The sequence below is a fragment of the Pseudemcibacter sp. genome, assembly GCF_965661635.1.
Classification (GTDB): Bacteria; Pseudomonadota; Alphaproteobacteria; order Sphingomonadales; family Emcibacteraceae; genus Pseudemcibacter.
The window spans coordinates 1-14,154 of record NZ_CBFIEP010000166.1; the positions used below are offsets into that span (position 1 = coordinate 1).

Consider the following 14,154-nt stretch of genomic DNA (forward strand, 5'->3'; position numbering starts at 1 on the left):
ATTCATTAGTACCATTGCCAGATGGTGCGGTTCTTCTCATTTTTATCGACGTAACTAATAGTTTCCGTGTTGAATATTCATTAAGAAAGCACAACGAAGCCCTAGAAGAAGCCCAAAATATTAAAACAGATTTCCTAGCCCATATGTCTTATGAACTTAGAAATCCGCTTAATAGTGTTTTGGGTTTTGCGGAACTTCTTAAAAAAGAATATCAAGGTCCACTCAATGAGCAGCAACATCAATATATGCGAAATATACTGAGTGCTTCAGATTATTTACTTGATCTTATTAATGATATTCTTGACCTTTCTGTTATTGAGGCCGGTGGTCTTTCCATTGAAGCGTCTGAATTTAACTTGCCAGAAATGATTGATAATGTGATTAGAAAAGTTGATGAAAGAGTTAAGCAAAAACATATTCATCTTAATGTGGATTATGATCCAGGATTAACGACCGTTAAAGCTGACCCTAAGCGAATTCAGCATTCTGTTTCTAACCTTTTAAGTAATGCGGTTAAATTTACATCTGAATCTGGCCATATTGATGTGAGAACGTGGCAAGATGAACAAAATTATTTTATAAGTATCCGTGATGACGGTATTGGAATAGAGCCGGATGAAAAAGAAGAAATTTTTGAAAAATTTTATACGGGATCAAACGTTCCCAAAGGAAAAGGAACAGGATTAGGGTTATCACTGGTGAAGATATTTGTTGAAATTCATGGTGGCGAAGTGATAGTTGAATCCGATTTAGGAATTGGTTCAGAATTGACATGTAGACTGCCAAAAGAACTACCTGAATTTGAGGATATTCAAGAGCAAGGCAAATACAGTGAGATACCGCAGTTATTGTCATGAGAGAGTTAAATTTTAATCTTCAAAATTTAGAGGCTACGCGTCTGTTTGCAAATCAATTGTCCGCCACCCTTAAAACCGGAGATATCATCACATTTGAAGGAACATTAGGAGCAGGAAAAACAGAATTTTGTCGCGCACTAATTCATGCAATAGGATACCACGAGGATGTTCCAAGCCCGACATTCAGCCTTCTGCAAACATATGAACCTGAACTTGATGATCAGCAAAAACCAGCGATTTGGCATTTTGATTTATACCGATTAGAAAATAGCGAAGACGTTTTAGAATTAGGGATAGAAGATGGATTTGACACTGCAATTACTTTGATTGAATGGCCTGACAAAATGGGGTCTTATTTACCTGATGGGCATTTAAAAATAATGCTTTCCATGGGGGATGATGAAGGATCGAGAAATATAAAAATTATCTGCGATGATTATTGGGCAATTAGATTAAAGGACTTAAAAGTATAGTATGAGCCGAAAAGACGACATTAGAAAATTTCTCGCGACTACGGAATGGGCAAATGCAGAAATAACACCGCTTGCTGGTGATGCATCATTTCGGCGTTACGACAGGGTGGTGCAAGGAAATAAAAAAGCGGTGCTTATGGATGCCCCACCTGTTTTTGAAGATACGAGGCCATTTTTTGCGGTGGCAAAATATATTCATTCAAAAGGATTAAGGGCACCCGCAATATATGCATTTGATTTTGATAAAGGATTTTTATTATTAGAAGATCTTGGGGATGACCTTTTTAAAAGAGTTTTAGAAAGGCAGCCAGAAAAAGAAGCTTCACTATATAAAAGGGCCGTAGATGAGCTGATATCATTAAATAAGCACGATGTCCCAAATGTTTTGCCCCTGAACGATCAAAAATATGAATTGCCAATCTATGATATGGCGCTTTATTTGACTGAGATTGCCCTTTTAACGGATTGGTATTATCCGGCAATACATGGAAAACGTTTATCAATTCAAAAACGTGAAGAATTTATGGATATCTGGCGTGATGCGTTATCTGAAATATCGAATATTCAAGAATGCATGGTGCTTCGCGATTATCATGCTGAAAATTTACTTGATATGGAAGATGGTGGCATAGGACAATTGGATTTTCAGGACGCGGTTTTAGGCCATTTAGCATATGACCTTGTGTCGCTATTACAGGATGCCAGAAGAGATGTGACTCCAAAAGTTGAAGAAGAAATGGTTGCATATTATGCGGGTGAAATGGATCTTAATCTTGAAAAGTTTAAAGAACATTATGCTATCCTGGGCGCTCAAAGAAATATTAAGATCATCGGTATATTTGCACGACTTTATTTAAGAGACGGCAAAGATGCTTATTTAGGGCTTCAGCCACGTATGTGGGGATTATTGGAGCGCTGCTTAGAGCATCCATCATTAGGACGTGTGAAAGGTTGGTTGGACGAAAATATACCGAACCTTCGCGATGTGCCGTTAATGGCGAAAAAATTAAACCCTGATCAGGCGATTATTTTAGCTGCTGGATTGGGAACTCGTATGCTGCCGCTTACCGAAGATATGCCAAAGCCACTTATTAAGGTTGCTGGAAAAGAAATGCTAACCTGGACACTTGATGCTTTAGCGTGGGCGGGTGTTAAACGTGCCGTGATAAACAAGCATCATCATGCCGATCAAATAGATATGTTTGTAAATGAGCGTATTGATTGGCGTCCAGAAATATTATTATCTGATGAAAGCGACTTGTTGATGGATAGCGGTGGGGGGATCAAAAAAGGCCTTAAGCAGCTCTCAAATGAGCCATTTTTTATCATGAATAGTGACATGATATGGCAAAACGAAGGGCTTGATGCATTAACCAGATTAGCGACCGCATGGGATGATAATATGGATATGCTTATGCTGCTTATTAAAAGAGAAGCAGCACACGGTCATGACGGTGCAGGTGATTTCCATATGGCAAAGGATGGTTGTTTATCTTGGCGAGGGAATAGCAGTACTGCTGATTATCTTTATAGTGGTATTATGATCATTCGTCCCGAATGCTTTGAAGATACGCCCGATGAGCCATTCAGTTTAAAAATATTATTTGACCGCGCTGAAAAACAGAAGAAATTATTCGGTATCGTTCACACTGGATCATGGTATCATGTCGGCACCCCTGAAGCGATTGGGGAAACAGAGAAACGATTAAAGGGGAAATAAAAAGCCTATGCCAAGACGGCTTAAAAAAAATCCCGAAATATATAATATTCCGGCGCATCAATCTTTTGTTGATGTGCTCGCGACCGGCATAATTGAACGTTTTGGCCATGACCCAATTTCTTTAAGTGAAGTTTTAATTTTATTACCAAACAGACGTGCCGTTCGGTCCTTACGAGAAGCATTTTTAAGGATCAGTGACGGAAAACCGATTGTATTACCGAATATGCAACCCATTGGGGATGTTGATGAAGATGGTTTGATAATGGGTGGTGGTACGCTTTATGATGATCTTTCCATAATGCCTTCTGTGCCACCATATATGCGGCAAATGCTTCTTATGAATATTATTCATGATTGGTATAAAAAAAGCGAAGAAGATATTCCAGAAAATTCTGGATGTGCCGTTCTCGCAGAAGCATTAGGTCAGTTACTTGATCAAGTTCAAACCGAAGAGATCAATTTTCATTCAATAGAAGATATCGTACCCGCAGAATACGCCATCCATTGGCAACAAACATTGGAATTTTTAAAAATCCTAACGGAAGGTTGGCCACATGTTCTGGCGACTACGGGCTATATGGATAGTGCGTTAAGGCGTAATAATTTATTGCAGGCGTTAAAAGAGACTTGGTTAAATAACCCACCGGAACATCCCATTATTGCCGCCGGTTCAACAGGTTCCGTTAAAGCGACGGGTGAACTTCTTTCAATTATTTCAAGACTGCCTAAAGGTATGATTGTATTACCGGGAATAGATCAAAATGTTGATGATGAAATTTGGGGAAAAATAGAGGACACCCATCCACAAACGACTATGAAACATTTGCTTGAAATTATTGGCGCTGACAGAATTGAAATTAATAATTGGGATGGAAGCGCACCGCAAATTGATAATGAGAAAACTATTCTATTTCGTGAAATAATGCGCCCTGCGGAGACAACCCATCATTGGCGTGACCTTATAAAACCGGAAATAAAAGACATTAAACAAATTGTTACACCCGGAAATCGTGAAGAGGCAGGCATTATCGCGATGATGATGAGGGAGCAGTTAGAAACCCCGGGTAAAACGGCGGCGCTCGTCACACCAGATCGAATGCTTGCAAGACAAGTTGCGGGTGAATTAAGACGATGGAATATTGAAATTGATGATAGTGCGGGAACACCGCTTTTTAACAAAGCCGTTGGGGTATATTTAAGGCTTACTGCAGAAATGGTGATGGAGAACTTTAGCCCGGTATCATTAATGAGTGCCCTTAAACACCCGCTTATGTCTGGCGGTAAAAAAATCGCGGACTTTAGGGGAAATGTCAGACAATTTGAACGTCGATATTTACGCGGTCCTAGGCCATCAGCCGGGCTTTATGGTTATGAAAAGATTATGGCCCATGAAAGTGGTCAGGATGATGAATTATATGAGTGGTGGTGTTCAATTCAAAAAGCAATTGAACCTTTTGATGCGTTAATGGCCAAACCAGACGTCACATTTGAAGAAATGCTGCTCGCTCATATTGAAATGGCTGAGAATTTAGCGGCAACCGATAAAATTTCAGGTGATAAACGATTATGGAAAGGCGATGACGGTGAAGCCGCAGCAACATTAATTGAAGATTTGCAACAAGCGGCACCCTACATGCGTAATTTTAATAGCAACCAATATGCTACACTTTTCGAGCAATTCATGAAACCAGTCACCGTCCGTTCAAAATATGGGCAGCACCCAAGATTAAATATTTGGGGACCACTGGAAGCAAGACTTCAACATGCGGATTTAATGATTTTATCAGGATTAAACGAAGGTAATTGGCCGCCTGATGCAGGGGATGACCCATGGATGAGCAGACCAATGCGAAAAGATTTTGGCCTGCCGGGACTTGAGCAGAAAATAGGCTTAAGTGCACATGATTTCGTACAGACGGCAAGCGCAAAAAATGTTGTGATTACGAGATCAGAAAAGCAAGAGGGTACACCGACCGTCAAATCACGCTGGTTAAATCGACTTCATGCAATCATTGGTGATGAGCATCATCAAAAAGAAAGCAAAAAATGGCTTTCTTTCTATAAAGAAATAGATAGTCCAGCAGAGACAACAATCATTAAATTGCCTGCGCCAACGCCGCCTATATCTGCAAGGCCGCGTAAATTATCAGTAACCCGTATTCAACAGTGGATGCAGGATCCTTATGGCATTTACGCGAGTAAAATACTTAAATTAAAAAAACTTGATGAGCTGGATCAGGATCCAGGTGCCATTGATAAGGGTATTATTCTTCATGATATTCTTGATGATTTTATGAATGAATATGATGATCATATGCCGGATGATGCCTATCAGAAGTTATTAGATATCGGTAAGAACTATTTTAAAGAAAAAATAGATAGACCAACAGTGCGCACTTTTTGGTGGCCTAGGTTTAAGCAAATAGCAAAATGGTTTGTGGATAATGAAGCAAAACGCCGAGAAACCATAAAGACATTGGCAACAGAAACAGTTGGACAAGTAAAACTGAAAGATTTAGTTGGTGGTGAATTTACTTTGGACGCGACAGCAGACAGAATTGATTTACTACCGGACGGTACGTTAAATATTATTGATTATAAAACAGGCACCAGTCCAAAGATCAATCAAATCAGGGCAGGATATGCGCCGCAGTTATCCTTAGAAGCCGTTATCGCCACAAAAGGTGGTTTCTCATTGCAGTCGACCAGATCAGTCTCTGAGCTATCTTATTGGGAATTAAAAGGGGGCGAAAAACCCGGTGACATTAAATCATATAGCCTTAAAGCAAGTGGCAAAGCCAAGATAGATATTGAAGAGCTCACTAAGCAATCATATGACGGGTTAATTAAGCTTGTCACGACGTTTGATATGGAGAAAACACCCTATTTAAGTAATCCAAACCCACTTGAAAAAGGATATGGTGACTTTGATCACCTAGCCCGCACGAAAGAATGGGGAGAGGGCTGATGGTTAAGCAAACAGCTGAACAATTACGTGCCTCGAACCCTAATGCTTCGGTCTGGGTTGGGGCATCGGCGGGTACAGGTAAAACATTCGTATTATCCAATCGCGTGCTGAGGTTAATGTTATCGGGCAGTCGCCCTGATAAGATTTTATGTCTGACGTATACCAATACCGCAGCCGCAGAAATGGCAATTCGCGTTAATAAACGGCTGTCTACTTGGATCACAATGGATGAAGCCGAGTTATATTCCGAGCTTGAGAGTGTTTTAGGGAAAGCCCCTGAAAAAGATCAACTGCTTCTAGCGCGTAAATTATTTGCAAAAGTTCTTGATGTGCCGGGCGGCTTAAAAATTCAAACAATCCATTCATTCTGTCAGTCCTTATTGGGGCGGTTTCCTGTCGAAGCTGGCATTGCGCCAAATTTTGATCTTTTGGATGATATTACGATCAATGAACAATTGCGTCTCTCGCAAGATGAACTTTTGCTTGAGATCGCGGACGGAGAGCGTGACGAGCTTAGTAAATCATTAGAACAAATATCAAGCATGCACGCGGAAAGCACCTTTACCGATTTAATGAGGGGCTTAACCAATGAACGGGGTGGTTTGGAAACTCTGTTTAAACGAAATTCACATTCATTTGACCGTCTGATCGCAAGTTTGAAAAGTTTATTAGGTTTTGAGAAAAAAGACACAAGAAAAAGTATTTTAGAAGCGGCATGTGATGATGAATTTTTAAATTCAACTGAAATTGAAGAAGCAGCAAAGAAACTATTAACGGGTACTAAAACCGATCAAGATCGTGGTGCTTTGATATTCGAATGGTTGAATAATACGGATAATAGAATTGATGGTTTTGGCATTTATAAAGGAGCTTTTTTAACGGCGAAAAATGAAATACGTGCGAAGCTTGCGACTAAAAAAATATCCGATGAATATCCGCTTGATCTTGAGATGTTATTTAAAGAAGCTGAAAGAGTTATGTTTGTGATTGAACGGCTAAGAAAATTTTCCCTTTTTGAAAACACGAGCAATATTTTAAGGATCGGGTTTGAGCTGATTAATAAATATAATCAACGTAAGAAAAGCCGTAATGTTGTTGATTATGATGATTTAATTGGAAAAGTAAGCGAGCTCGTACAAAAAATTGATGCCAGCTGGATTTTGTTTAAGCTTGATGAAGGTATCGATCACATTCTTATTGACGAAGCGCAAGATACAAACCCGACGCAATGGGATATTATTCGTAAAATATCACAAGAATTCTTTGATGGTGCCGGTGCACGTGACGAAAGCGATAATGGGGGCCGTACAATTTTTGCTGTTGGTGATATTAAACAATCAATTTATTCGTTTCAAAAAGCAGAGCCGAGAAAATTTGATGAAAATAAACGATATTTCATTAAACAAGCACATGATGCAGGGCTAAAATTTGTTGAAGTGCCGATGAATTTATCTTTCCGTTCAACGGCAGCCGTTCTAGATACTGTCGATAAAGTGTTTGAACATGAAGAAAAACGCTTTGCCATATCATTTAATGATGCTGAAATTATACATGACACGTACCGAAAAGATGAACACGGATTGGTTGAAGTATGGGATACTATTGAGCCACCAGAGGTTAAAGAAGACGAATATTGGTCACCGCCCGTTATTCAAAAAGCAAGTCATGATCCAAAACAAATCGTAGCTGAGAAAATCGCGGATCAAATTAAGAATTGGATTGATAGCAAGAAGATTTTGCCATCCAAAGGTCGCCCGATAACAGCAGGGGATATTCTTATCCTCGTGCAAAAACGTAAAGAATTTGTACACTATATGATCAGTTCTTTAAAAATGCGCGGTATTAATGTCGCAGGACTTGATCAAATGGTTTTAACGGAACAATTACCTGTTATGGATTTGATGGCCGTTGCCAATTTTACGCTTTTGCCAAGTGATGACCTGACATTGGCTGTTGTTTTAAAAAGCCCTTTTATTGGTTTGGAAGAAGAAGACCTTTTTGATCTTGCGAACCCGCGGGGTAAAAATGAAAGCTTATGGCAGGCGCTTTTGAAACGCAGAAATGAGCGGGACAGTTTTAGAAAAGCGGCTGATGCCTTAACTGACCTAACCAATTATGCGGATTTTTATCCACCATTTGATTTTTTTACTTATTTGCTATCTGCACGTGGTGGTCGTCAAAAATTAATTGCTAGACTTGGGGAGCAAATTAATGATCCAGTTGATGAATTTTTAAATCAGGCAATGAAATATGAACAAAATAATATTTCGTCAATGCAAGGGTTTTTAAATTGGTTCACCAAAGGCGACATTAAAATTAAAAGGGAAATGGATCAGGGGGGCGGTATGGTTAGAGTTATGACCGTCCACGGTGCAAAAGGACTTCAAGCACCGATCGTTTTTCTTCCAGATACGTGTCAAAGTCCAGGATTAAAGGATAGTTTATATTGGCATAAAGAAGGTTTAAGCGAACACTTGCTTTATGTAAGAAATGAAGAGACGCGCGTCGACATCGCAAAAACAGCGTTTGATGAGCGTAAACGTGAAATTGAAAATGAAAATAAGCGGCTTTTATATGTTGCTATGACACGTGCTGAAGATCAACTTTATGTCACGGGGTGGGAAGATAAACGAGGGCGTAAAGATGGAAATTGGTATGATTTAATTCGTAATGCCGTTGATAATATGTACGGTACTGAAGAAATTGATGTTAAGGGCGAACTTGTCTTAAGGTTAGAGAAGGGCACAAAAAACGCAGGAGATGTAAGAACGCCACTCATTAAGGATGATCAAGTAAAGGAATTACCATCGTGGGCATTTAATACACCGATGGTTGAACCTATGCCTTCTAAGCCGTTATCACCATCAAAAATTGATGAAGATGAAGAAGTGGTAAGAAGCCCTTTAAAAATTGCTGAGCAAATGAAACAGGATAAACGAAAATACCATCGAGGTAGGTTAATTCATAAATTGTTAGAAATATTACCAAATAAGAATTCTGATGAATGGCAAATATCAATTGAACGTTATTTGAAACAAGATGCCCATGAATTATCTATTGAGCAAATTGCGGACATTGAAAATGAAGTGTTAGAAATATTAAACAGTCCGTCTTTAGAAGGACTGTTTGGTCCTAATAGTCGTTCTGAAGTACCAATCGTAGGTCAAGTTGGTGATTTTACATTAAGTGGACAAGTTGACCGTTTGGCGATTCATAATGATGAGGTTTTAATCATAGATTATAAAACTAATAGACCACCTGCTAGAAGTCCTGAAATGGTTCCAAAAATTTATCAAAGACAAATGGCCGCCTATAAAGCCGTCTTAAAAGAAGTCTATCCAGATAAAACAATTAAATGCTTTTTATTATGGACGGATATCGCAGAATTAATGGAAATTCCAGACGAGTTATTAAATAAATTTACATTTTAACATCCTTCCCCTTGACGAAGGTATGAGGGCTTCTTATGTTCACTACATATTGATTTAATTTGAGGAAAAAACATGAGCATTAAAGCAGTAACAGACGCCGATTTCGAAGCAGAAGTTTTGAATTCTGATAAACCAGTAATAGTGGATTTTTGGGCGGAATGGTGCGGACCTTGTAAACAATTTGGTCCTGTATTTGAGGAAGTTTCAAATAGTTATGGTGATGTAACATTTGCCAAGGTGAATATTGATGAAAACCCTGAAGCGCCTACTAAATATGGTGTGCGTAGTATTCCGACAATGCTTATGTTTAAAAATGGCGAAGTATCAGCGATGAAAGTCGGTAATACGGCAAAAGGTGATTTTGAAGCATGGATTAAAGAAAACTCATAATCCTGTTAATCATTAAAAAATAAGGGCGTCTCTTTATTAGAGAGCGCCCTTTTTCTTTGGGTTTTTATAACTTTTTAGCTAAAGAATTCTTTTTCATATGCTTCAACAAAAAATTGCATATCTTCCGGTCTGGCTGTACTGATCCGCATCCAATCTAACTTAGGTGGGAACGGGCGTCCAATTAATATGCCGTGTTTAAGAATACGCGCATTAACTTCTTTTGAATCCATTCCTGTTTCAAAAAATGTGAAATTCGCATTTGATTTTATATAACGCATATTGTGTTTTTCACAGAAATCATAAAGTATTTGAAGTGCTTCTGCATTTTTACGCAGAACAAAATTTTGGTATTCAGTGTCCTTATAACTTGCAATCGCGCCCCACATAGCGGGTCCATTAATTGAGCCTGTCATAAGGCTTTTAATTTTTGCAAGCATTTCTGTTGAACCAAAACCGAAACCAATTCGAACCCCAGCAAATGCATGAATTTTTGAAGCAGTGCGTGTCACAACAACGTTTGGATATTCTGTGACCAGTGGTATCATAGTTTGATAGTTTGGATCAGTAACATATTCAAAATATGCTTCATCAACAAAAACATAACATTTTTGCGACATTTCCTTGCAGAATTCTTTTAATTTTTCACCGTGCATGACAGTTGGGATAGGGTTATTTGGATTACAAAGATAGATGATCTTAACATCATCCGTATATGCTGCTTTCATTGCATCTAAATCAATTGATAGATCATCGGCAACAGGCACCCATATTTTTTCAATGCCGCGACGGTTACTATAATCCATAAAGGTATCGTCATAAGTTGGGTTCGGGGCAAGAATTTTGCCACCTTCCATTGCGACCATAAGGGCCAGTGTTTTTAAGATCTCACCTGACCCACCAGCCACCATAACATTTTCTGTAGGTACTTTTTCCATAATTGCAATGAGTTCAGTTAGCGGACCTCTTGCACCACCACCACTATATAGATGGCCATATTGGTGCGCTTCGTGCATTGCTTTACTTGCCGCTTTGCTTATACCGTAGGGGTTTTCATTTGCACTCATACGGATGGGATTTTCCGGGGTTGGCGTATACCCTTCAATGGTGACACTTTGTGCATGGGCATTTTGAGCTAACATAAGGCTACCGGCAAGCGCCGTTCCGCCTATGAGCCATTGTCTTCTGGTAATTTCAGTCATTCTTCTTCCCTTTTTTGTGATTTATGTAATCAGGATAGCAAATAATTAGTCGATGTCATCAAAAATATAAAAGGCACCGTGCTATGATAGTACGGTGCCTTAGTGAATAAAAATGATGCCGAATGTCAGGTGAACAGTTTCTCGTAAACTTCGGCGAAATATTGCATATCTTCAGGTTTGCCCATACTTACACGGCACCAATCAAGAAATGGCGGGAAGGGACGCGCAACGATGATACCATTTTCACTAAACATTTTTCGGACTTCTTGGATGTCTTTTCCGGTTTTAAAGAAGATGAAATTGGAATTTGATTTCACATATTCAACGCCATGTTTATCGAAAAGATTATATGTAATCTGAAGCGATTCACGATTTTTACGGCGCAGAAAATCTTGTGTTTCCGTATCTTTATAGCTTTCTGCAGCTCCCGCAACAGCCAGTTGGTTTGTGCCACCTGTCATGAATTCACGAATTTTCCTAATCCATGCTTCGGAGCCATAACCGATACCAAGCCTTACACCCGCAAATCCATGTATTTTAGAGGCCGTTCTGGCGACAACGATATTTTCATGCGTGGCTGTTAATGGCACCATTGTTTCATAATCTGGATTTTCAACATACTCATGATATGCTTCATCAATAAAGACCAGACACTTTTTAGACATATCAATACAAAAATCGCGTAACTTATCTTTATGCATAATGCTTGGAAGTGGATTGTTTGGGTTTACAAGATAGATAATGCTGACATCATCTGTATACGCTTCACGCATGGCATCCAAATCAATGGTCATATTTTCATCAACAGGAACGCGTGTAATTGGAACATCACGGCGTTCAGCATATCTTGTTAAATCATGATATGTCGGCTCAGCGGTTAGAACGCGTCCCCCTTCTACTTTGGTAATTAAGCCAAGCGTTTTTAAAATTTCACCTGAGCCACTAGCAAAAGTGATGTTTTTAGGCTCAACGCCCTCCATTTCAGCAAGTGTCTGTATGAGTTCCATATATTTTCCGCGACCATAATGATGGGCCGTATCGAACATTTTGATAATGGCATTGCGGGCTGCCCGCGAAATGCCGTATGGATTTTCATTCGTCCCTAAACGAATGGGGTTTTCTGCTGTTGGTTTAAAGCCGGGAACTGCCATGTCCTGCGCTAAAGCGCGGCTATTACCCATTACCATTGCAACGGCAGCCGCTGAGCCACCACGCAACCAATCACGTCTTGATATATCATTTGTCATTACTAGTTCCTTATATTTTTAATAATGTTATGAAATAATATAACTTAAGATAACGATTTTTCTGAAAAAGTCACGGATAGATTTAACACATAAAAAAAGAGCATCGCCACAATTGACAATGCTCTTTTAATTTCAATTTGTTATCAAGTTTATGAAACAAACTCTTTTTCATAAACCTCAGCAAAATATTTCATATCTTCTGGTTTTTGAATGCTCACTCTTGCCCAATCAAGGAATGGCGGGAAGGGGCGACCGACATTAATACCGTGCTTTAGGAAACGGTCTCTCACTTCAGCAAAATCAATACCGGTTTCAAAGAAGGTGAAGTTAGCATTTGATTTAAAATGTCTTACTTTGTGCTTCTCAAAAACTTTATAGACTTCTTCTAAGCCTTCTTTGTTTTTTTGAATTACGAAATCCATAAATTCTTTATCTTTGTAGCTGGCAAGTGCACCATGAACAGACGGGGTTGCAACTGTACCCGTAACGCGGCGGTTTATTTTTCTGAGAAGTTCCGGCTTAGCGATTGCAAACCCAACCCGAACGCCAGCAAACCCATGAATTTTTGACGCGGTTCTTGAAACAATAACATTATCAGTCGTTGCAGCCACTTGTGCCATTGAACCATAGTTAGAATCGGTTACATATTCATGATAAGCTTCATCAACAAAGACGATACATTTTTGCGACATTTCCATCACAAATTCTTGTAATGCTTTCTTTTCAATTATGGTTGGAATTGGATTATTTGGATTACATAGATAGATTATTTTTACATCATCCGTATAAGCGGCGCGCATGGCATCCAGGTCAATTGACATATCGTCTTTTTTGACGTCTACCCAAATGATGTCGGTTCCAACCCATTCGCTATAACGAACAAGATCGTGATATGTTGGGTTAGCAGCCATTACTTTACCACCATTAAGTTCGGTGATAAGTGCCATAACTTTAAGCACTTCTTTTGATCCACTAGCAAGTAGGATATTTTCAGGGGTTACGCCATTCATATCCGCATAGAGCTTTAATAATTCACGGCGACCGGACCCGCCATATAAATGAGATACATCGTATGCTCCAGCCATTGCTTTATGTGCTGCGCGTGCAACACCATAAGGGTTTTCATTGGCACTCATACGGATAGGGTTCTCTTTCGTGGGAGTATATCCCTTCAAAGTTACGCTTTGAGCTTGCGCGGAAGTTGCATAGGCTAGTCCTGCGGCAGCCAATGATGATGTGCCTTTTAACCAGTCACGTCTTGTTAATTCTCTCATGTTTTATCCCCTTAGAGGTTAATAGTTTAGCCAAAGTCCCGTTTATAAACTTCGACAAGATATTTCATTTCTTCTGGTTTTGCTGTGCTAATGCGAACCCAGTTTTTATATGGTTCATAAGGTCTACCGACCAATATGCCTGATTCAAGCAATTTATCTCTTACTTCTTTCGCATCCCGTTTTGCATTGTAATATACGAAGTTAGCATGTGCATTAACGTATGGAAGATCTAATTCGTCGAACATCTTATATAGAATGTTAAGCGATTCATAGTTTTTATCGACAACAAATTTCTGATAGTCAGCGTCTTGATAGCTCGTGATAGCGCCTATTAATGCAGGGTAAGATGTTGTGCCAGAACGAAATTTCATTAGTTCACGAATAGTATCTGGGTGAGCAAAGGCAAAGCCAACACGCACATTTGCAAACCCGTGAATTTTTGAAGCGGTTCTTAAAACAACAATATTTGGATTATCTTTAATAAGGTGTGCCATCGTTGAGAAACTATCATCACGTACATATTCATAGTACGCCTCATCAATCACAATCATCGCCTTTTTCGAAAATTCAAGACAGAATTCTTCCAATGCATTTT

General features: G+C 39.2%; 10 protein-coding genes. 6 read left to right on the plus strand and 4 right to left on the minus strand.

Annotated elements, in window-relative coordinates; all coding sequences use genetic code 11:
* The 6 genes from ACTF6W_RS11035 to trxA form a co-directional block, all read left to right on the plus strand.
* A partial coding sequence (locus tag ACTF6W_RS11035) for a sensor histidine kinase (RefSeq protein WP_438994599.1) occupies positions 1-857 on the plus strand: 857 nt, incomplete at its 5' end.
* Complete coding sequence (gene tsaE / locus ACTF6W_RS11040) at positions 854-1,330, plus strand: tRNA (adenosine(37)-N6)-threonylcarbamoyltransferase complex ATPase subunit type 1 TsaE (protein ID WP_438994600.1); 477 nt, start codon at positions 854-856, stop codon at positions 1,328-1,330. The genes ACTF6W_RS11035 and tsaE, both read left to right, overlap by 4 nt.
* A 1-nt stretch (position 1,331) precedes the next feature.
* On the plus strand, positions 1,332-3,050 hold the full coding sequence (locus tag ACTF6W_RS11045) for a phosphotransferase (RefSeq protein WP_438994601.1): 1,719 nt from the start codon (positions 1,332-1,334) through the stop codon (positions 3,048-3,050).
* A 7-nt stretch (positions 3,051-3,057) separates the two neighbouring features.
* Positions 3,058-6,018, plus strand: a complete 2,961-nt coding sequence (gene addB, locus ACTF6W_RS11050) for a double-strand break repair protein AddB (protein ID WP_438994602.1) — start codon at positions 3,058-3,060, stop codon at positions 6,016-6,018.
* Positions 6,018-9,449, plus strand: coding sequence for a double-strand break repair helicase AddA (gene addA, locus ACTF6W_RS11055; protein WP_438994603.1), 3,432 nt, complete (start codon positions 6,018-6,020; stop codon positions 9,447-9,449). The genes addB and addA overlap by 1 nt, the downstream gene beginning before the upstream one ends.
* A gap of 72 nt (positions 9,450-9,521) precedes the next feature.
* A complete protein-coding gene (gene trxA, locus ACTF6W_RS11060) occupies positions 9,522-9,839 on the plus strand; it encodes a thioredoxin (protein WP_438994604.1) in 318 nt (105 codons plus the stop codon).
* 74 nt (positions 9,840-9,913) lie between these two features.
* On the opposite strand, the gene ACTF6W_RS11065 is transcribed toward trxA, so the two are convergent.
* The 4 genes from ACTF6W_RS11065 to ACTF6W_RS11080 form a co-directional block, all read right to left on the minus strand.
* On the minus strand, positions 9,914-11,038 hold the full coding sequence (locus ACTF6W_RS11065) for a pyridoxal phosphate-dependent aminotransferase (RefSeq protein ID WP_438994605.1): 1,125 nt from the start codon (positions 11,036-11,038) through the stop codon (positions 9,914-9,916).
* Positions 11,039-11,163: 125 nt separating this feature from the next.
* Positions 11,164-12,285: a pyridoxal phosphate-dependent aminotransferase gene (locus ACTF6W_RS11070; RefSeq protein ID WP_438994606.1), complete on the minus strand. Its 1,122-nt coding sequence runs from the start codon at positions 12,283-12,285 to the stop codon at positions 11,164-11,166.
* Positions 12,286-12,434: 149 nt separating this feature from the next.
* Positions 12,435-13,559: a pyridoxal phosphate-dependent aminotransferase gene (locus tag ACTF6W_RS11075; protein WP_438994607.1), complete on the minus strand. Its 1,125-nt coding sequence runs from the start codon at positions 13,557-13,559 to the stop codon at positions 12,435-12,437.
* 26 nt (positions 13,560-13,585) lie between these two features.
* A partial coding sequence (locus ACTF6W_RS11080; RefSeq protein WP_438994608.1) for an aminotransferase class I/II-fold pyridoxal phosphate-dependent enzyme occupies positions 13,586-14,154 on the minus strand: 569 nt, incomplete at its 5' end.

Bases quoted from the DNA above. Each gene is read 5' to 3' on its own strand.
- tsaE (WP_438994600.1), top strand. From the start codon at position 854: ATGAGAGAGTTAAATTTTAATCTTCAAAATTTAGAGGCTACGCGTCTG.
- ACTF6W_RS11045 (WP_438994601.1), top strand. From the start codon at position 1,332: ATGAGCCGAAAAGACGACATTAGAAAATTTCTCGCGACTACGGAATGG.
- addB (WP_438994602.1), top strand. From the start codon at position 3,058: ATGCCAAGACGGCTTAAAAAAAATCCCGAAATATATAATATTCCGGCG.
- addA (WP_438994603.1), top strand. From the start codon at position 6,018: ATGGTTAAGCAAACAGCTGAACAATTACGTGCCTCGAACCCTAATGCT.
- trxA (WP_438994604.1), top strand. From the start codon at position 9,522: ATGAGCATTAAAGCAGTAACAGACGCCGATTTCGAAGCAGAAGTTTTG.
- ACTF6W_RS11065 (WP_438994605.1), bottom strand. From the start codon at position 11,038: ATGACTGAAATTACCAGAAGACAATGGCTCATAGGCGGAACGGCGCTT.
- ACTF6W_RS11070 (WP_438994606.1), bottom strand. From the start codon at position 12,285: ATGACAAATGATATATCAAGACGTGATTGGTTGCGTGGTGGCTCAGCG.
- ACTF6W_RS11075 (WP_438994607.1), bottom strand. From the start codon at position 13,559: ATGAGAGAATTAACAAGACGTGACTGGTTAAAAGGCACATCATCATTG.